Source organism: Streptomyces sp. NBC_00237 (assembly GCF_026342435.1).
Lineage (GTDB): Bacteria > Actinomycetota > Actinomycetes > Streptomycetales > Streptomycetaceae > Streptomyces.
In genome coordinates this window covers 2549762-2567276 of record NZ_JAPEMT010000001.1, presented here as the reverse complement: position 1 = coordinate 2567276, position 17515 = coordinate 2549762, and the positions used below count along the sequence as shown (strand labels likewise).

The 17515-nt window shown below is 73.4% G+C and carries 16 protein-coding genes and 1 riboswitch; of the genes, 12 read left to right on the top strand and 4 right to left on the bottom strand.

Going from position 1 to position 17515, the window contains the following annotated elements:
• The first annotated feature begins 76 nt into the window (after positions 1-76).
• On the top strand, positions 77-967 hold the full coding sequence (locus tag OG897_RS11325) for a neutral zinc metallopeptidase (protein ID WP_266655365.1): 891 nt from the start codon (positions 77-79) through the stop codon (positions 965-967).
• 118 nt (positions 968-1085) lie between these two features.
• Complete coding sequence (locus OG897_RS11320) at positions 1086-1490, top strand: VOC family protein (protein WP_266655363.1); 405 nt, start codon at positions 1086-1088, stop codon at positions 1488-1490.
• Between the two features lie 30 nt (positions 1491-1520).
• On the opposite strand, the gene OG897_RS11315 is transcribed toward OG897_RS11320, so the two are convergent.
• From OG897_RS11315 to OG897_RS11305, 3 genes are all read right to left on the bottom strand, one after another.
• Positions 1521-2918, bottom strand: a complete 1398-nt coding sequence (locus tag OG897_RS11315) for a hypothetical protein (protein WP_266655361.1) — start codon at positions 2916-2918, stop codon at positions 1521-1523.
• A gap of 101 nt (positions 2919-3019) precedes the next feature.
• A complete protein-coding gene (locus OG897_RS11310) occupies positions 3020-4150 on the bottom strand; it encodes an alpha/beta hydrolase (RefSeq protein ID WP_266655359.1) in 1131 nt (376 codons plus the stop codon).
• A 219-nt stretch (positions 4151-4369) separates the two neighbouring features.
• Positions 4370-5032, bottom strand: a complete 663-nt coding sequence (locus OG897_RS11305; protein ID WP_323188025.1) for a class II aldolase/adducin family protein — start codon at positions 5030-5032, stop codon at positions 4370-4372.
• A gap of 230 nt (positions 5033-5262) precedes the next feature.
• On the opposite strand from OG897_RS11305, the gene OG897_RS11300 reads away from it, so the two are divergent.
• From OG897_RS11300 to OG897_RS11265, 8 genes are all read left to right on the top strand, one after another.
• Positions 5263-6054: a lysozyme gene (locus tag OG897_RS11300; protein ID WP_266655355.1), complete on the top strand. Its 792-nt coding sequence runs from the start codon at positions 5263-5265 to the stop codon at positions 6052-6054.
• A gap of 178 nt (positions 6055-6232) precedes the next feature.
• Entirely contained in the window at positions 6233-7519 is a 1287-nt protein-coding gene (locus OG897_RS11295) for an inorganic phosphate transporter (RefSeq protein ID WP_266655353.1), read from the top strand.
• Positions 7520-7547: 28 nt separating this feature from the next.
• A complete protein-coding gene (locus OG897_RS11290) occupies positions 7548-7769 on the top strand; it encodes a hypothetical protein (RefSeq protein WP_266655351.1) in 222 nt (73 codons plus the stop codon).
• A gap of 148 nt (positions 7770-7917) precedes the next feature.
• Positions 7918-8057, top strand: a riboswitch (cobalamin riboswitch).
• Positions 8058-8127: 70 nt separating this feature from the next.
• Positions 8128-9078, top strand: a complete 951-nt coding sequence (locus OG897_RS11285) for a cobalamin biosynthesis protein (RefSeq protein WP_266655349.1) — start codon at positions 8128-8130, stop codon at positions 9076-9078.
• Positions 9075-10649, top strand: coding sequence for a cobyric acid synthase (locus tag OG897_RS11280; protein WP_266655347.1), 1575 nt, complete (start codon positions 9075-9077; stop codon positions 10647-10649). Before OG897_RS11285 ends, OG897_RS11280 begins: the two co-directional genes overlap by 4 nt.
• 282 nt (positions 10650-10931) lie before the next feature.
• A complete protein-coding gene (locus OG897_RS11275; RefSeq protein ID WP_266655345.1) occupies positions 10932-13010 on the top strand; it encodes a putative cobaltochelatase in 2079 nt (692 codons plus the stop codon).
• Between the two features lie 2 nt (positions 13011-13012).
• Entirely contained in the window at positions 13013-13612 is a 600-nt protein-coding gene (cobO, locus tag OG897_RS11270) for a cob(I)yrinic acid a,c-diamide adenosyltransferase (protein WP_266655343.1), read from the top strand.
• Complete coding sequence (locus OG897_RS11265; protein ID WP_266655341.1) at positions 13606-14985, top strand: cobyrinate a,c-diamide synthase; 1380 nt, start codon at positions 13606-13608, stop codon at positions 14983-14985. The genes cobO and OG897_RS11265 overlap by 7 nt, the downstream gene beginning before the upstream one ends.
• 8 nt (positions 14986-14993) lie before the next feature.
• On the opposite strand, the gene OG897_RS11260 is transcribed toward OG897_RS11265, so the two are convergent.
• Positions 14994-15731, bottom strand: a complete 738-nt coding sequence (locus OG897_RS11260) for a ZIP family metal transporter (RefSeq protein WP_266655339.1) — start codon at positions 15729-15731, stop codon at positions 14994-14996.
• 74 nt (positions 15732-15805) lie between these two features.
• On the opposite strand from OG897_RS11260, the gene OG897_RS11255 reads away from it, so the two are divergent.
• Both OG897_RS11255 and cobC read left to right on the top strand, forming a co-directional pair.
• On the top strand, positions 15806-16300 hold the full coding sequence (locus tag OG897_RS11255) for a cobalamin biosynthesis protein (RefSeq protein ID WP_323188021.1): 495 nt from the start codon (positions 15806-15808) through the stop codon (positions 16298-16300).
• Positions 16281-17354, top strand: a complete 1074-nt coding sequence (gene cobC / locus OG897_RS11250) for an Rv2231c family pyridoxal phosphate-dependent protein CobC (RefSeq protein WP_266655337.1) — start codon at positions 16281-16283, stop codon at positions 17352-17354. Before OG897_RS11255 ends, cobC begins: the two co-directional genes overlap by 20 nt.
• Positions 17355-17515: the final 161 nt, after the last annotated feature.

Below are 17515 nucleotides of genomic sequence, written 5' to 3'. Positions count from 1 at the left end.
CACGCAACGACCGGCAGGACGCCGGTTCAGGGCAGCGGCCGGTCAAGGCGGCACAAGCAGAGGGTGGTGTGGCCCCGTGCAGTTCGACGACGACGCCAATCTGGACAGCTCGGAGGTCCGGGACGTGCGCGGCAGTCGCATTCCCGGCGGAAAGGCCACGATCGGCGGAGGCATCGTCGGCTTCATCGCCCTGATCATGGGCGTGCTCTTCGGGGTGGGCCCGGAGCAGCTGGGGCTTTCCTCCGGCGAGCAGGAGCCCGGGGTCTCCGCGTCCTCGCAGGCGCAGGTGCAGGAGGGCTGCAAGACGGGGCGGGACGCGAACACCAAGGAGGACTGCCGCATCCTGGGCGTGGTCAACAGCGTGCAGGACTTCTGGCGGCAGGAGTTCGCGCGGCGCAGCGCCCGGTACACGACGGCGAAGACGGTGTTCTTCTCGCACCGGGTGCCCACGGCGTGCGGCACGGCGTCCTCGGCGGTCGGCCCCTTCTACTGCCCCGGCGATCAGCAGGTCTATCTGGACCTGGGCTTCTTCGACGAGCTGCGGACCAAGTTCGGCTCCAGCGGCGGCCCGTTCGCGCAGGCGTACGTGGTGGCGCACGAGTACGGGCACCACATCCAGAACACGATGGGCACCCTGGCCCGCTCGCAGGACGGGCGGCAGGGGGCGAACAGCAACGCGGTCCGCGTCGAGCTCCAGGCCGACTGCTACGCCGGGGTGTGGGCGCACCACGCGACGCGGACGCCGGACGAGAAGAGCGGGAAGCCGCTGATCACGGTGCTGAACGACGTCGACATCAGGGACGGCCTGGACGCGGCGGCGGCGGTCGGCGACGACCGCATCCAGGAGAAGTTCCAGGGGCGGGTGACGCCGGAGAGCTGGACGCACGGGTCGGCGGCACAGCGCCAGCAGTGGTTCTACAACGGCTTCCGGTCGGGCGACATGGCGCAGTGCAACACCTTCCGTTAAGCCCTGCTGAGCGGCATTCGCACGGGTCAGGGCCGATTGTCAGACCCACCTGCCAGACTGTGTCGAGGGTCACAGAAGCGGCCCGGACGCAGCGGACGAGTGAGCGAGGGTGGACGAGATGAGCAGCACACCGACCATGTTCCCGACCTTTCTCTACAGGGACGCGAAGGCGGCGATCAGGCTCTTGAAGGAGGGCTTCGGCTTCACCGAGATCGCGGTGTACGAGGGCGAGGGCGGCCTGATCGAGCACGCGGAGCTGGCGTACGGCAACGGCGCGGTGATGCTCGGCAGCAAGGGCCGGGCGGGACAGTTCGCGCAGCTGATGGCGGACGCCGGTCCGACCAGTGTGTACATCGTGGTGACCGACGCCGACGCGCACCACAAGCGGGCCGAGGAGTTCGGGGTGGAGATCCTGATGCCGCCCACCGACCAGGAGCACGGCTCGCGGGACTACATGGCCCGGGACCACGAGGGCAACGTGTGGTGCTTCGGGACGTACGTACCGGGCGCGTTGGCCGGCTGACGGGGAGCCCGCAAGCCGACCCCGCGCCGACTACGCGCCGCCGGTGTGCACCTGGAACGCCGCCCGGCGTACGGCCTTCGCGAGGGCCGGGTCGGGGTGGGCGGCGGCGAGCGCGACGAGGACCTGCACGGTGCGCGGATGGCCGACGGCGCGGACCGCGTCGAGCAGGGCGGGGACGGTGCCCTGGACCGCCGATTCGAGGTGGCGGACCAGCAGTTCGCTCTCGCCGTGGTCAGCGACGGCCGCGGCGGTGTCCACCCAGAGCCAGGTGGACTCCTCACGGGTGAGCCGGTCGTGGGCGTCCTCCGCGTCGACGCCCTCGTGCTCCGCCAGCCACAGCAGGGCGTAGGGGCGCAGGGCTACCTCCTCGGCGGCGGCGCGCACCTCGGCCTCGGCGGGGGCGCCGACGACCCGGAGCGCCTCGAAGGCGAGGCCGCGCAGGAGGGCGTCCTCGCCTCGGGCTACTTCGAGGAGTTCGAGGACGGCGGTGCCGACCGTGCGGGCGGCCAGCCAGGCCCGGTACTCGGCGCGGGCCGGTCCGGGGGTGAGGCGGGCGCAGCCGCTGAGCATGGCGTCTGCGGACTGCTCGATGTTGCCCGCGGGGCTCTGCGCGGCGACGCAGATCTGCTCCAGCTTGACCCAGACCGCCCAGCTGCCGAGCGGGGTCAGGGTCGCCTGGCCCTCGCCGAGGGTCAGGGCGCCGACGGAGGCGAGCCCTTCGAGGGCCCAGCCGAGGAGGAGGGAGAGGGGTACGGGTACGGAGTGGGTCGTGGACTGGGCGGGGATGCCGTGCAGGTGGGGCGGGACCTCGCAGCGTTCCTCGTGCAGTTCGGCGACGCGCTGCTCCAGCAGGTCGAGTAGGGCCGGGACCAGGACGGGTCCGGCCGAGAGCTGAAGGAGGGAGAGCACCTGGGGTACGGATTCGACGACTTCCGCGACGGTGGCCGGGGCGATGCCCTCCGGTGCGGGGTGGACGATCGACCAGGCGTCGAAGAGGGCGACCCAGCCGCGCAGCACGGCGGCGTCGTCGCGGTCCCAGGCGTGCAGCCGCCAGCCCGGGCGGGCGTTGCTGCCGTGGATCTCGACGAGGCCGGCGAGGCGGGCCCGGTCCCACCCGGCCCGGACCTGGGTCTCGGTCAGGCGCAGTGCCTCGGAGGCGCGTTCGGCGGCGGCGTCGGAGAGCCTGCCCGCCTGGCCGGGGCGCGGGGCGGCGCCTCGGGCGCGCTCGGAGTCGGCCCAGCGCGCCACCCGGGTGGCGTCGGCGAGCACCTCCCGGGCGTGACGGGCCAGTTCCGCCTGGGCGGGGGTTCCCTCGGGGGGGCGGGGTGCCGGGCGGGTTCGCCGGTTCGTCACGGCCCGTCGGGCTGTGGCGAGGGGTCGCGGGCGGACAAGTCGGAGCCTGGAGTCGCGCGGTGTACGGGACGTCACGTGCAGCAGTGTCTCCGCTCAGTGCCCGAAAGCCCAAACGGAATCCCTCTCGCCGCCCACGGAGCGCCGTGGAATCTGCTACGTGGGCGGGGCGGCGGGTGTCATACGAGGGGGGTGAGGAAGCGCCGGAGGGCTTCTTCGTAGGCGGCCGGGTCGGCGTTCCACATGGCGGCGTGGGGCGCGTCCCGCACGGTGTGCAGGGTGACCAGGTCGGGGCGGGCTTCGGCCAGGGCGCGGGACGGGCCCCAGGGGGCGACTGCGTCGCCGGGGCCGTGCAGGATCAGCGCCGGGACGCGCAGTCCGCCCGGGTCGGCGGCCTCGCGGAGCCGGTCGCCGTGGGGTCCCGTGCTGCCCTGGGCCGCACGTACCGCAAGCGGAAGGAGGGCCGCGGGGGTGCGGCGGGCGGATGCCAGCGCGCGCACGGTCGCTTCCCAGTCCAGCACCGGGGAGTCGAGCACCAGTCCGGCGACGTGGTGGCGCAGCGCGGAGGAGGTCGCGGCGTGCAGGGCCATCGCGCCGCCGGTGGACCAGCCGTACAGGATGATCCGCTGTGCGCCCTCGCGGACGGCGTGCCGGATCGCGGCGTCCAGGTCGCGCCACTCGGAGTCGCCGAGGTGGCCGAGGCCGTCCGGGGAGCGGGGCGCGCCGGGGTCGCCGCGGTAGGCGAGGTCCAGCACCGGCAGCCGGAAGCGGTGCAGGAACTCCAGGACGTTCAGCGGGTGCTCGCGGGTGGCTCCGAGGCCGTGCACGGCGATCACCCAGGTGGTGGTCCGGGTGCCCGGGACGAACCAGGCGGGCAGGGCGCCCAGCTCGCCCATGACGTCGACGTGGGCGAAGTCCAGGCCGAGGGCGCTGCCGGGGTCGCCGCTGTGGACGTACGGGGTGAGGTGGAGGCGGGCGCCGGGCTCCAGGGAGCCCCGGGTCACCCTCTCCAGGCGGCGCACGACGGTGTCGGGCTCGTGCGGGGCGGCCTCCAGTACGGGTCCGACCACCGCGTGGACGCCGTCGCCCTCCAGGGCGTACACCCCCGGCCTGAGCGTGGCGAGCCCCCTGGTCAGGGTGACCTGTCCGGGGGCCGTGGCGTGCACGGTCACGCGGGGGTCGCCGGGGAGGGGGCGGCCGGGGGGCGCGTTGAGCGCGGCGTCGCCGGCGTGTCGGGCGGCGGCGATCGTGGCTGCGCCGAGGGCTATGAGTGTGGTGACGGCTGCTGCCGTTGCTTTGGCCGGGTGCACGGTTTCAGTGTCGGTAGCGGGGGGCGGTACTGCCAGTGGGCGGGGCCCTGAGGGTGGGGCGGGGCCTCTTCGCCCGGTGAGGCGGGACCGGGGTGGGGCGGGGGTGCTCCGGGGTGGGCCCGGAGCGAGAGGGGCCGCCCCCTTGCCCGCCCGTCCCGCCCCCGGGGGGCGGCCCCGCCGCCCAAGGGGGCTGGGCGGAAGCGGGGCGGGGGTGGCGGGTCATCCCGTCTGCCCGTAGCCGCGCAGGCGTTCCGCGGCCAGGTCGAGTTCCGCCTCGGAGAGGAGGGTTGGGGAGTGGCCGGGGACCGAGGAGGCCGTCAGCCAGAGCCGGCACATCCATTCCAGCTGGGCCGTGCGGTCGTAGGCCCGGGCGAGGGTGTCTCCGTACGTGAGGGTCCCGTGGTTGCGGAGGAGGCATCCCGTGCGGTCGCGGAGGGCCAGGAGGGCGTTCTCGGCCAACTCCTCGGTCCCGTACGTCGCATAGGGCGCCGTACGTATCCGGCCCCCCATCGCGGCGGCCATGTAGTGGATGAGGGGCAGCCGGTCCACGAGGGTCGAGACGGCGGTGGCGTGCACCGCGTGGGTGTGCACGACGGCCCGGGCGTCCGTGTCGCGGTACACCGCGAGGTGCAGGGGGAGTTCGCTGGTGGGGACGAGGTCGCCGAGGATCCGGCGGCCGGAGGGGTGCACGCCGGTCACGTCGTCCGCGGTGAGCCGGTGGTAGGGCACACCGCTCGGGGTGACCAGGATCAGGTCGTCGCCGACCCGCACCGAGACGTTCCCGGAGGTCCCGACGACCAGCCCGTCGGCGACCGACCGCAGGGCCGTGTCCACCAGGTCCCGCCATGCCGCCGTCACCGCGTCCGTCACCCGTGTCGTCATGCCCCGCATCCTGCCAGCCGGGCATCCGGCGGGCAGGACCGGCCGGGGGCCGGGCACCCGGCGGGCAGGGCGGGCGCGCACTGTAGCCCGGAGGCCCCGGCTCCGTAAGCCCGGCAGACCGTCCGCACACCGCCCCCGGTGGAATTGGCCGGAGATCGACCGGAGTTTCCGGATCTTCCAGTAGCCTCTGCCCAGATTTGTCATGCACGTAGCCATTCCGGGGGGGAATCATGGCCCGTGATCACAAACCGCTCCTCCGGCGCGTCCGCGCCCGCGCCCGACGCGTCCGCGCCCGAGCCCTGTCCGCCACGGCCGTCACCACCGCCGCCCTCACCCTGGGCACGACGGTCCTGCTGAGCGGTCCGGCCGAGGCCGCCGCCCAGCCGCGCGGCCACGACGTCTCCGGCCACCAGAAGAACGTGGACTGGAGGAGGGCGAAGAAGAAAGGTGCGACCTTCGTCTACGTCAAGGCCACCGAGTCCCACACCTACCGCAATCCGCACTTCGCCCAGCAGTACAACGGCTCCCGCAAGGCCGGCATCAAGCGCGGCGCCTATCACTTCGCGCTGCCGCACCAGTCGTCGGGCAGGACCCAGGCGGCCTTCTTCGTACGCAACGGAGGGGGCTGGCGGAACGACGGGAAGACCCTGCCGCCCGCGGTCGACCTGGAGAACAACCCGTACCGGAAGATCAACAAGCGGAACAAGTGCTACGGGCTGAAGCCCGCCCAGATGCGGACCTGGATCACGTCCTTCAGCGACGAGGTGCGCCGCAGGACGGGCCGCCGTCCGGTGATCTACACGACCACGCTCTGGTGGAACGAGTGCACCGGCAGGAGCACGGCGTTCGGCCGGAACCACGCCCTGTGGCTGGCGCGCTACAACTCCTCGCCGGGTCCGCTGCCCGCGGGCTGGTCGTACTGGACGATCTGGCAGTTCGACAACGCCCGGGGCGCACTTCCGGGTGACCAGAATCTCTTCAACGGGTCGCACGGCAGGCTGAGCGCCTTCACGCGGCGTTGACGGCCCCGGGCGCCCCCAGACGTCCCTAGGGAGAACCCGCCCGTGCCGCCGTTCCGGTGAAAACCGGAACGGCGGCACGGCATTTCGGGTCACCGGGACGCCCCGCCCAGTTCATCTTCCGTTCACTCAGGTTGCTTACGTTCCAACAGCCACTGACCTCAAACGATTGCCTGGGTAAATGGAACACATCACGCTCCTTCTCGGAATCGTGATCGTGACCGCTCTCGTGTTCGACTTCACGAACGGTTTCCACGACACTGCCAACGCGATGGCGACCACCATCTCGACCGGCGCACTCAAGCCCAAGACGGCGGTGGCCATGTCCGCCGTGCTGAACCTCGTTGGTGCTTTCCTCTCCGTGGAGGTCGCGAAGACGATCTCCGGGGGGCTGATCAACGAAAGCGGCATCACGACGGAAGTGATCTTCGCGGCACTGGTCGGCGCCATCCTCTGGAATCTGTTCACCTGGCTGATCGGCCTGCCGTCCAGTTCCTCCCACGCACTCTTCGGCGGCCTCATCGGCGCCACCCTGATGTCGGTGGGCGCCTCCGGCGTCAACGGCAGCGTCGTCATCACCAAGGTGCTGCTGCCCGCGATCGCCGCGCCGATCGTCGCCGGTCTCGCCGCGTACTTCGCCACGAAGCTCACCTTCAAGCTGGCGTCCAAGACCGACGAGAAGGCCACCGCGAAGGGCTACCGCGCGGGCCAGATCGCCTCCGCCGGTCTCGTCTCCCTCGCGCACGGCACCAACGACGCGCAGAAGACCATGGGTGTCATCACCCTGGCCCTGGTCACCGGCAACGTGCTGGCCCCCGGCGCGAACCCCCCGCTGTGGGTCATCGTCTCGGCCGGTGTCGCCATCGCGCTCGGCACCTACCTCGGCGGCTGGCGCATCATCCGCACCATGGGCAAGGGCCTCACCGACCTCAAGCCGCCGCAGGGCTTCGCCGCCCAGACCGGTGCCGCGACGGTCATCCTGGCCTCCTCGCACCTCGGCTTCTCCCTCTCCACCACCCAGGTCTGCTCCGGCTCCGTGATGGGCTCGGGCCTCGCGCCGAAGGGCGGCGTGGTCCGCTGGTCGACCGCGACCCGGATGTTCGTCGCCTGGGGCCTGACGCTGCCGGCCGCCGGCGCGGTCGCCGCGGCCGCCGAGTTCCTCACCGGTCAGGGCACGTGGGGCGTCGCCGCCGTCGCGGTCCTGCTGGTCGCGGGCTCCGGCGTGATCTGGACGCTGTCCCGCCGCAAGCCGGTCGACCACACCAACGTCACCGCCGACGACCTGCAGGGCCCGGCCGCCCCGCTCGCCCCGGCCGAGCCCGCGGGTGTCGTCACCACCGCCATGGCCGCGGTCACCCCGCCCCCGGCCGGTGTCTTCCCGTCCGACGCCACCCACGCGGCCACCGGCGACTTGAAGGCCACCATCCACTCCCCCGCCGAACCGGCCCGCCCGGCCGCGTCGGTCTGAGGGCCCAAGGGTCTAAGGACGCAATCGCATGAACATCGACTGGGCAGCTCTCGGCACCGTCTTCGGTGTCAGCCTCGTGGCCACCATCGCTCTGGTGGGCCTGTTCACCCTCGGCATCGTGGGCCTCGCCAAGCAGGAGAGCGCCACCGCTTCGGGCGGCTCGGCGGCCATGGCGCGCACGGGCGCGTACGCCTGCTTCGCGCTGTGCGCGGCGGCCGTGGCGTACGGCATCTTCCTGATCGTCGCCTGACCGGCGCTCCACCCCCGCTTCACAGAACCGCCCCGCGCCCCGTGCGCGGGGCGGTTCTGCGTGCGCCCCCGTGGACCCCTCGGCGACCCCCTGTGGGCCTCCGCACACCGGCCTCCCGCAGGTCAACCCCAGGTTGACGGTTGTTCGCGGGGCGTGGTGGACTGCCGGAGCCATTACGGCGGCATGGAGAGGAAGCCGGTGCGAATCCGGCGCGGTCCCGCCACTGTCACCGTGCGGCTCGCGAGAGCCGTACGGAAGCCAGGAACTCCCAGCCGCTCGTCACGTCGAACGCAGGGCGCGGACCCTGAGTTAAGGACACGTCGCCATGCCCGGCTGCGGTACACGCGGTTCCGTTGTCATGCCCCCGTACACATTCGCCGTCGGTGCGGCTCTCGGGATGCTCGGTGACGCCGTCTTCGGCGACCCCCGTCACGGCCATCCCGTCGCCGCCTTCGGGCGTGCCGCCGGAGCCGTCGAGAAGGTCCTGTGGCGCGACGACCGGGGACGGGGCGTGCTGCACACCCTGGTCTGCGTCGGCGGGGCGGCCACGGCCGCCGCCGTCACCTCCCGTCTGGTACGCCGCTCCCCCGCCGCCTCCGTCGCGTTGACGGCCGCCGCCACGTGGTCCGTCGTCGGCGGTACGTCACTGGGCCGCGAGGCCCGTGCGATCGGCGGGGCGCTGGCCGCCGGGGACCTGGAGCTGGCCCGCGAACGCCTGCCGCACCTGTGCGGGCGCGACCCGCAGGCCCTGGACGGCCAGCAGATGGCGCGTGCCGTGGTCGAGTCCGTCGCCGAGAACACCTCGGACGCGGTGGTGGGCGCGCTGGTGTGGGGTGCGGTCGGGGGCGTGCCGGGCCTCGTCGCGTTCCGGGCCGTGAACACGCTGGACGCGATGGTCGGGCACAAGTCGGCGCGCCACCGCCGGTACGGGTGGGCCTCGGCACGCCTGGACGACGTGGCGGGCTGGCCGGGGGCACGCCTGACGGCGGCGCTCGCGGTGCTGGCCGGGGACGACACCCGGGGCGCCCTGCGGGCCTGGCGTGCGGACGCCGCCGCCCACCCGAGCCCCAACGCGGGCCCGGTCGAGGCGTCCTTCGCGGGCGCGCTGGGCGTGCGGCTCGGCGGAACGCTGTCGTACGCGGGCCGGGTGGAGCACCGGGCGGTGCTCAACGGGGAGAGCGGGCGGCCGGTGGCCGTGCCCGACATCGAACGTGCGGTGCGGCTGTCGCGCCGGGTGGGCGTGCTGGCGCTGGCCGCGTGTGCGGCGGGGCGGCTGGCGGCGTCCGTGCTGAAGGGGCGTACATCATGAGCGGCGGCGGACTGCTGGTCGCGGGAACCACGTCGGACGCGGGCAAGAGCGTGGTCACGGCGGGGATCTGCCGGTGGCTGGTGCGGCAGGGGGTGAAGGTCGCCCCGTTCAAGGCGCAGAACATGTCGCTGAACTCGTTCGTGACGCGGGAGGGCGCGGAGATCGGCCGCGCGCAGGCGATGCAGGCGCAGGCGGCGCGGGTCGAGCCGACCGCTCTCATGAACCCCGTCCTGCTCAAGCCCGGCAGCGACAAGTCGAGCCAGGTGGTGCTGCTCGGCAAGCCCGTGGGCGAGATGAGCGCGCGCGGCTTCTTCGGCACGGCGGGCGGGAAGACGTACGGGAAGGGGGTCCAGGGCGGGCACCGGGAGGCGCTGCTCGGGACGGTCACGGAGTGCCTGGCGGAGCTGCGCGCGAGTTACGACGCGGTGATCTGCGAGGGGGCGGGGAGTCCCGCCGAGATCAATCTGCGGCGGACCGACATCGTCAACATGGGGATCGCCCGGGCCGCGAACTTCCCGGTGGTGGTAGTCGGGGACATCGACCGGGGCGGGGTCTTCGCGTCGTTCTTCGGGACGACGGCGCTGCTGGCGAAGGAGGACCAGCGGCTGGTCGCGGGCTACCTGGTGAACAAGTTCCGGGGCGATGTGTCGCTGCTGGAGCCCGGGTTGGACATGCTGGAGGACCTCACCGGGCGCAAGACGTACGGCGTGCTGCCCTTCGCCCACGGGCTGGGCATCGACGAGGAGGACGGGCTGCGGGTGTCGCTGCGGGGCGCGGTCCGGGAGTCCGTGGTCGCGCCGCCGGTCGGCGAGGACGTGCTGCGGGTCGCGGTGTGCGCGGTGCCGCTGATGTCGAACTTCACGGACGTGGACGCGCTGGCGGCGGAGCCCGGCGTGGTCGTCCGCTTCGTGGACCGGGCGGAGGAGCTCGCGGACGCGGACCTGGTGGTCGTGCCGGGAACGCGGGGCACGGTCCGGGCGCTGGAGTGGCTGCGCGAACGGGGACTCGCCGACGCGTTGGCACGGCGGGCCGCCGAGGGGCTGCCGGTGCTGGGGATCTGCGGCGGCTACCAGCTGCTGGGCGAACTGATCGAGGACGAGGTGGAGTCGCGGGCCGGGGTCGTCGAGGGGCTCGGGCTGCTGCCGGTGCGGGTGAGGTTCGCCCGTGAGAAGACCCTCGCACGGCCGGTGGGTTCGGCGCTGGGCGAGCCGGTGGAGGGTTACGAGATCCATCACGGGGTGGCGGAAGTGCTGGGCGGGGAAGGGTTCATCTCTGATGACGATGGACACAGCCTGGACGGGTGCCGGGTGGGGGCGGTGTGGGGCACCCACTGGCACGGGTCGCTGGAGAGCGACGGATTCCGGCGGGCGTTCCTGCGGGAGGTGGCAGTGGCTTCCGGGCGCCGGTTCGTGCCTGCTCCGGACACGAGCTTCGGGGGCTTGCGGGAGGAGCAGTTGGACCGGCTGGGGGACCTGATCGAGGAGCACGCGGACACGGACGGGCTGTGGCGGCTGATCGAGTCCGGTGCGCCGGTGGGGCTGCCGTTCGTGCCGCCGGGGGTACGGGGGTGAGGCGGGGCCCCGGGCGGGGTGCGGGCTGCACCGGGGCGAGGCGGGGCCAGCTCCGGGGCGGGCCCGGAGCGAGAGAGGCCGCCCCCTTGCCCGCCCTCCCCCAAGCTCTCGGCTTCGCTCGAGCAGGGGGTCCCCCCCTCGCCCCCCCCGGGGGCGGCCCCGCCGCCCAAGGAGGCTCGGCGGAAGCGGCGCCGCGTGGACGCGGCCGGCCATGACGCACGCGCACATGACCGGGACCACCACCCGGCCGCACGGAAGTGACGAACCGATGATGGAGACCGTATGAGTACGCCTTATCCCTTTACCGCGATCGTCGGGCAGGACGACCTCCGGCTCGGGCTCTTGCTCAACGCCGTGTCCCCCGCCGTCGGCGGCGTCCTCGTACGGGGCGAGAAGGGCACCGCCAAGTCCACCGCCGTGCGCGCGCTCGCGGCGCTGATGCCGCAGGTCGCGGTGGTGGAGGGGTGCCGGTTCTCGTGCGACCCGGCCGCGCCCGATACGGCGTGTCCCGACGGCCCGCACGCGAGCGCCGACGGCGTGGCGCGGGACGCGCGGATGGTGGAGCTGCCGGTCGGCGCCTCCGAGGACCGCCTCGTGGGCGCGCTCGACATCGAGCGGGCGCTCAGCGAGGGCGTGAAAGCGTTCGAGCCGGGGCTGCTGGCGGACGCCCACCGGGGAATCCTGTACGTCGACGAGGTCAATCTCCTTCACGACCACCTCGTGGACCTCCTGCTCGACGCCGCCGCCATGGGCGCGTCGTACGTCGAACGCGAGGGCGTGTCCGTGCGGCACGCCGCGCGGTTCCTGCTGGTCGGGACCATGAACCCCGAAGAGGGCGAGCTACGGCCCCAGTTGCTCGACCGGTTCGGGCTGACCGTCGAGGTCGCCGCGTCCCGCGACACCGACCAGCGTGTCGAGGTCGTACGACGACGGCTCGCGTACGACGACGACCCGGCGGGCTTCGCCGCGAAGTGGGCCGGGGAGGAGGCCGACCTCCGGGACCGGATCGCCGCCGCACGGGCCCTGCTGCCGCAGGTCAGGCTCGGTGACGACGCGCTCCGCCAGATCGCCGCGACCTGCGCCGCGTTCGAGGTCGACGGCATGCGGGCCGACATCGTGATGGCGCGTACGGCGACCGCGCTGGCCGCCTGGGCGGGCCGTGAGGACGTACAGGAGGAGGACGTACGGCAGGCCGCGCTGCTCGCGCTGCCGCACCGGCGTCGCCGCAATCCCTTCGACGCGCCCGGCCTCGACGAGGACAAGCTCGACCAGACCCTGGAGCAGAACAGCCCCCCGCGGGACGGGGGCGAGGACGAGGGCGGTGACGACCCCGATCCGGACGGCCCCGGCGGAGGCGGCCTGCCGCCCCGGGGCGACGGCCCCGACGCGCCCGAAACCCCCGAAACCAGCGCGTCGGAGCAGAGCGACACGCCCGAGGCACCCCAGGAACAGCCGGAGCAGCCCCAGGAGCAGCCGGAGCAGCAGCCTTCCCCCTCCGGCAGCGGAAGCCCCGAGCAGCCCGCCGCCCGGTCCGCCGAGCCGTTCCGCACGAAGATGCTGAGCGTGCCCGGCCTCGGCGACGGGGCGGCGGGGCGCAGGTCCCGAGCGCGTACCGAGCACGGTCGTACGACGGGTTCCGTACGGCCGCGAGGCGCGCTCACCAAGCTGCACCTGGCGGCGACCGTGCAGGCGGCCGCCCCGCACCAGCACGCGCGCGGTCGCAGCGGACGCGGTCTCGTCGTGCGCCGGGACGACCTGCGGCAGGCGACGCGGGAGGGCCGCGAGGGCAACCTCGTGCTGTTCGTGGTGGACGCCTCGGGGTCCATGGCGGCGCGGCAGCGGATGAGCGCTGTGAAGGGCGCGGTGCTCTCGCTGCTCCTCGACGCCTACCAGCGGCGGGACAAGGTCGGGCTGATCACCTTCCGCGGCAAGGAGGCGGAGGTCGTCCTTCCGCCGACGTCGTCCGTGGACGCGGCGGCGGCCCGGCTGGAGCTCCTGCCCACCGGCGGGCGCACCCCCCTCGCGGCGGGTCTGCTGAAGGCCCACGAGGTGCTGCGGGTGGAGCGGCTGCGCGATCCGTCGCGGCGTCCGCTGCTGGTCGTGGTGACGGACGGGCGGGCGACCGGTGGTCCGGAGCCGGTGGCGCTGGCGGGCCGGGCGGCGCGGCTGCACGAGGTGGAGGGCATCGCCTCGGTGGTCGTGGACTGCGAGTCGGGGATGGTCAGGCTCGGTCTCGCGGCCGAACTGGCGAGGGAGTTGGGCGGCACCGCCGTCACGCTGGACGAGCTGCGGGCGGACTCCATCGCCGGGCTGGTCAAGGACGTACAGGGTGCTCAGGGCACATCGAGGAAGGTCGCGTAACCATGCCGCAGGGACAGCCGGAAAACGTACCGAACGACGGGCTCACCACCCGCCAGCGCCGCAACCGGCCGCTGCTCATGGTGCACACGGGCATCGGCAAGGGGAAGTCGACGGCCGCTTTCGGGATGGCGTTGCGCGCCTGGAACCAGGGGTGGCCGATCGGGGTGTTCCAGTTCGTGAAGTCGGCGAAGTGGAAGGTCGGCGAGGAGAACGCGCTCAAGGCCCTCGGTGCGACGGGCGAGGGCGGCACGGTCGCCTGGCACAAGATGGGCGAGGGCTGGTCGTGGGTACAGCGAGACGATCAGGTCGACAACGAGGAGAAGGCGCGGGAGGGCTGGGAGCAGGTCAAGCGGGATCTGGCCGCCGAGACGTACACGTTCTACGTGCTGGACGAGTTCGCGTATCCGCTGCACTGGGGCTGGATCGACGTGGACGAGGTCGTGCGGGTGCTGCGCGACCGGCCGGGCACGCAGCACGTGGTGATCACGGGGCGCAACGCTCCGCAGGCGTTGCTGGACGCGGCCGATCTGGTCACGGACATGTCGAAGGTCAAGCACCCGATGGACGCGGGTCAGAAGGGTCAGCGGGGCATCGAGTGGTAGCACGGATCGTGGTGGCCGCGCCGTCGTCGGGCAGTGGGAAGACCACCGTCGCGACGGGGCTGATGGCTGCCTTCACGGAGCGCGGGCTGAGGGTTTCGCCGCACAAGGTGGGGCCTGACTACATCGACCCCGGGTACCACGCGCTGGCGACGGGGCGGCCCGGGCGGAACCTGGACGCGTACCTGTGCGGTCCTGATCTGGTCGGTCCGCTGTTCGAGCACGGGGCCGCCGGATGTGATCTGGCGATCGTCGAAGGCGTGATGGGCCTGTACGACGGGGCTGCCGGGCAGGGCGAGTTGGCGTCGACGGCGCAGATCGCGAAGCTGCTGCGGGCGCCGGTGGTGCTGGTGGTGGACGGGTCGTCGCAGTCGCGGTCGGTGGCGGCGCTGGTGCACGGCTTCGCCTCGTGGGATCCGGAGGTGCGGATCGGGGGCGTCATCCTGAACAAGGTGGGGTCGGACCGGCACGAGGAGCTGTTGCGGGAGGCCCTCGACGGTTCGGGGGTGCCGGTGCTGGGCGCGCTGCGGCGGGCCAAGCAGGTCCGGACGCCGTCGCGGCACCTGGGGCTGGTGCCGGTGGCCGAGCGGCAGGCCGAAGCGGTGGAGGCGGTTGCCGCGCTGGCGGAGCAGGTGCGGGGTGGGGTGGATCTGGAGGCGGTGCTCGCTCTGGCGCGTGCGGCGGGGACGACGGGGGACGCGGCCTGGGAGCCGGGCGGGGAAGCCGGGCGGACCGGGAGCATGCGGGCAGCCCGAGGAGGCGTGGGTGGAGCGGGGCCGGTGGTCGCGGTGGCCGCGGGGCCCGCTTTCACGTTCTCGTACGCCGAGCATGCGGAGTTGCTGGGTGCGGCCGGGGCCACCGTCGTACCGTTCGACCCGCTGCGCGACGAGCAACTGCCGGACGGGACGGGCGGGTTGGTGATCGGGGGTGGGTTTCCCGAGGTGTACGCGCCCGAGCTCTCGGCCAATGAGCCGTTGCGCAAGGCCGTTGCCGAGCTGGCTCGTTCGGGGGCGCCGGTGGCGGCCGAGTGCGCCGGGCTGCTGTATCTGGCGCGCTCGCTCGACGGGCAGCCCCTGTGCGGGGTGCTCGACGCCGAGGCACGGATGTCGGAGAAGCTGACGCTCGGGTACCGGGAGGCCGTGGCCGTCGGTGACAGTGCGCTGGCCGCCGCCGGGACGCGGCTGCGCGGGCACGAGTTCCACCGGACCGTGATCGAACCGGGGGCGGGGGCGTCGCCCGCGTGGGGCTTCACGCATCCAGAGCGCCGGGTCGAGGGATTCGTACAGGGCAATGTGCATGCCAGCTACCTGCACACGCACTGGGCGGCGGCTCCGGAGATGGCGTACCGGTTCGTGGAGCGGTGCGCACAGCCATGACCGCGCACTCACTCCGCCGCGATGCCCACCACCAGCCAGATGAAGCCCGCGCCCGCCACCGTGCACAGCAGGGTGGAGCGGGCCGGGTGGTCGTGGTGGGCCTCCGGGAGGATCTCGGCGGCGGCCAGGTAGAGCAGCACTCCGCCGAAGAAGCCCAGATAGCAGCCGAGGAGTTCGGCCGGAAGGGTGAAGAAGAGGGTGGAGGCGGCGCCGACCACCGGGGCCGCCGCGTCCGCGAACAGCATCGCGAGGGCCTTGCGGCGGGCGTTGCCGTACAGGCTGGTCAGTGTGTACGTGTTGAAGCCGTCGGCGAAGTCGTGGGCGATCACCGCGAGCGCCACGGCGACGCCCATGCCGCCGCCGACCTGGAAGGCCGCGCCGAGGGCGATGCCGTCCATGAGGCTGTGGCCGACCATGGCGGAGGCGGCGGTGAGCCCGACCTCCGGGATCCGCTCCCCCTCTTCTCCCCCGTGCGCGGCGTGTCGTCCCGCGAGGAGGTGCTCGCCGACGTGCGCGGCGAGGAAGCCGCCGACGAACAGGAGCAGGGCGGCGGGCACGCCGAAGACCTCGCTGTCGGCGGCCTCCAGGGCCTCCGGCAGCAGGTCCAGGCCGACCACGCCGAGCATCAGCCCTCCGGCCAGGCCCAGCACGAGGTGCCGCCGGTCGGTGACGCGCTGGGCGACCCAGCCACCGAACAGCGTCATCAGGAACGCGCCGAGCGCGACGAGGACCGCCGTGTACGCCATGAGCCCTTGCTAGTCGATGGGCGCGGTGCGGCGCATGTCGGAATGGGCCGATTCGCCGCGCGAAAGGATGTCCGGTGTCTGCTTCCACAAGGGTGACCGTGGGGGTCGGGGCCTGCGAGGACGCACCGGTCGATGAGCTGTACGCGCTGGTGGTGGGCGTCCTCGGCGAAGCCGGGGTGCCTCTCGGCGCGGTCGACGCGCTCGCCACCGTCGACGTGAAGGCGGACGAGCGGGCGATCGTCGAGTGCGCGCGGCGGCTCGGGGTGCCGGTCCTTTCGTACGGTGCGGAGCTGCTGGCCGGGGTGACGGTGCCGAACCCGTCGGGGCGGGCACTGAGCGCGGTGGGCACGCCGTCGGTGGCGGAGGCGGCGGCGCTCGCGGCACTGGGTGTCGGGGCGCTGGGTGTCGGGCCGCTGGACGGCGGGCCGTTGGGTGTCGGGGCGCCGGGCAGCGGGGCGGAACTCCTCGTACCGAAAAGGAAGTCGAGCCCCGAGGGGCGACCGGCCATGGCGACGTGCGCGGTGGCCTGCACAGGGATGGGTGGAACCGGTGACCTCTTTCGACCATGACCTGCGGCATCACGGCGATGCGGAGGTGCGGGGCGCGGAGGCGGGGCTGGTCGACCTCGCGGTCAACGTACGGTCCGGCACGCCGCCTGAGTGGCTGAAGGCACGCCTGGCCGCTTCCCTGGACACGCTCGCCGCGTATCCGGACGGGCGGGCGGCGCGGGCGGCGGTGGCCGCGCACCACGGGCTGCCGGTGGACCGGGTGCTGCTGACGGCGGGGGCGGCGGAGGCGTTCGTACTGATCGCGCGGGCTCTTCAGGTGCGGAGGCCGGTGGTGGTGCACCCGCAGTTCACGGAGCCGGAGGCGGCGCTGCGGGACGCGGGGCACGAGGTGGGGCGGGTGCTGCTGCGGGAGGAGGACGGGTTCCGGCTGGAGGCGGGGGCCGTCCCCGAGGATGCCGATCTGGTGGTGATCGGGAATCCGACAAACCCGACGTCGGTGCTGCATGCGGCTGCCGCGATCGCCGGGCTTGCCCGTCCGGGGCGGGTGCTGGTGGTCGACGAGGCGTTCATGGACGCGGTGCCGGGGGAGCCGGAGGCGTTGGTGGGGCGGGTGGATGTGCCGGGGTTGGTGGTGCTGCGGAGTCTGACGAAGACGTGGGGGCTGGCGGGGCTGCGGGTGGGTTATGTGACCGCCGCGCCGGAGACGATCGCGCTCTTGGAGCGGGCGCAGCCGTTGTGGCCGGTGTCGACGCCCGCGCTGGTGGCGGCGGAGGGGTGCGTTGCGGCGGAGGCGGTGGAGGAGGCTTCGCGGGCTGCCGCTCGGGTGGCTGCGGACCGGGAGTACTTGCTGGCCGGGCTGGCCGGGCTCGGGCCGGTGCGGGTGGTCGAGGGGGCTCGGGCTCCCTTTGTGCTCGTACGGGTGCCGGGGGCGGCGGGGGTACGGGAGCGGTTGCGGGAGCGGGGGTTCGCGGTGCGGCGGGGGGACACGTTTCCGGGGCTCGTCGGGGAGGGATGGGTACGGATCGCGGTGCGGGACGAGGCCACGACGGACCGGTTCCTGACGGAGCTGGAGAAGGTACTGGCGGAGGAAAAAACCAGCCCGTCCGGCGTCTGAGGGCGCGCGGGCGGAGAGGGAGATCAGCCCGTCCGGCGCTTGAGGGCGCGCGGGCGGAGGGGAAAATCAGCCCGTCCGGCGCTTGAGGACGCGCGGGCGGAGCCCGTGCAGGGGGCAAGGGGCGTAGCCCCAGGCAGGAACAGCACCCCCACCGAGCCCCG

Coding starts and splice junctions, on each gene's coding strand:
- OG897_RS11260 (WP_266655339.1), bottom strand. CDS start 15,731: ATGGCGTACACGGCGGTCCTCGTCGCGCTCGGCGCGTTCCTGATGACG.
- OG897_RS11300 (WP_266655355.1), top strand. CDS start 5,263: ATGGCCCGTGATCACAAACCGCTCCTCCGGCGCGTCCGCGCCCGCGCC.
- OG897_RS11275 (WP_266655345.1), top strand. CDS start 10,932: ATGAGTACGCCTTATCCCTTTACCGCGATCGTCGGGCAGGACGACCTC.
- OG897_RS11295 (WP_266655353.1), top strand. CDS start 6,233: ATGGAACACATCACGCTCCTTCTCGGAATCGTGATCGTGACCGCTCTC.
- OG897_RS11280 (WP_266655347.1), top strand. CDS start 9,075: ATGAGCGGCGGCGGACTGCTGGTCGCGGGAACCACGTCGGACGCGGGC.
- OG897_RS11290 (WP_266655351.1), top strand. CDS start 7,548: ATGAACATCGACTGGGCAGCTCTCGGCACCGTCTTCGGTGTCAGCCTC.
- OG897_RS11305 (WP_323188025.1), bottom strand. CDS start 5,032: ATGACGACACGGGTGACGGACGCGGTGACGGCGGCATGGCGGGACCTG.
- OG897_RS11285 (WP_266655349.1), top strand. CDS start 8,128: ATGCCCCCGTACACATTCGCCGTCGGTGCGGCTCTCGGGATGCTCGGT.
- cobO (WP_266655343.1), top strand. CDS start 13,013: ATGCCGCAGGGACAGCCGGAAAACGTACCGAACGACGGGCTCACCACC.
- OG897_RS11320 (WP_266655363.1), top strand. CDS start 1,086: ATGAGCAGCACACCGACCATGTTCCCGACCTTTCTCTACAGGGACGCG.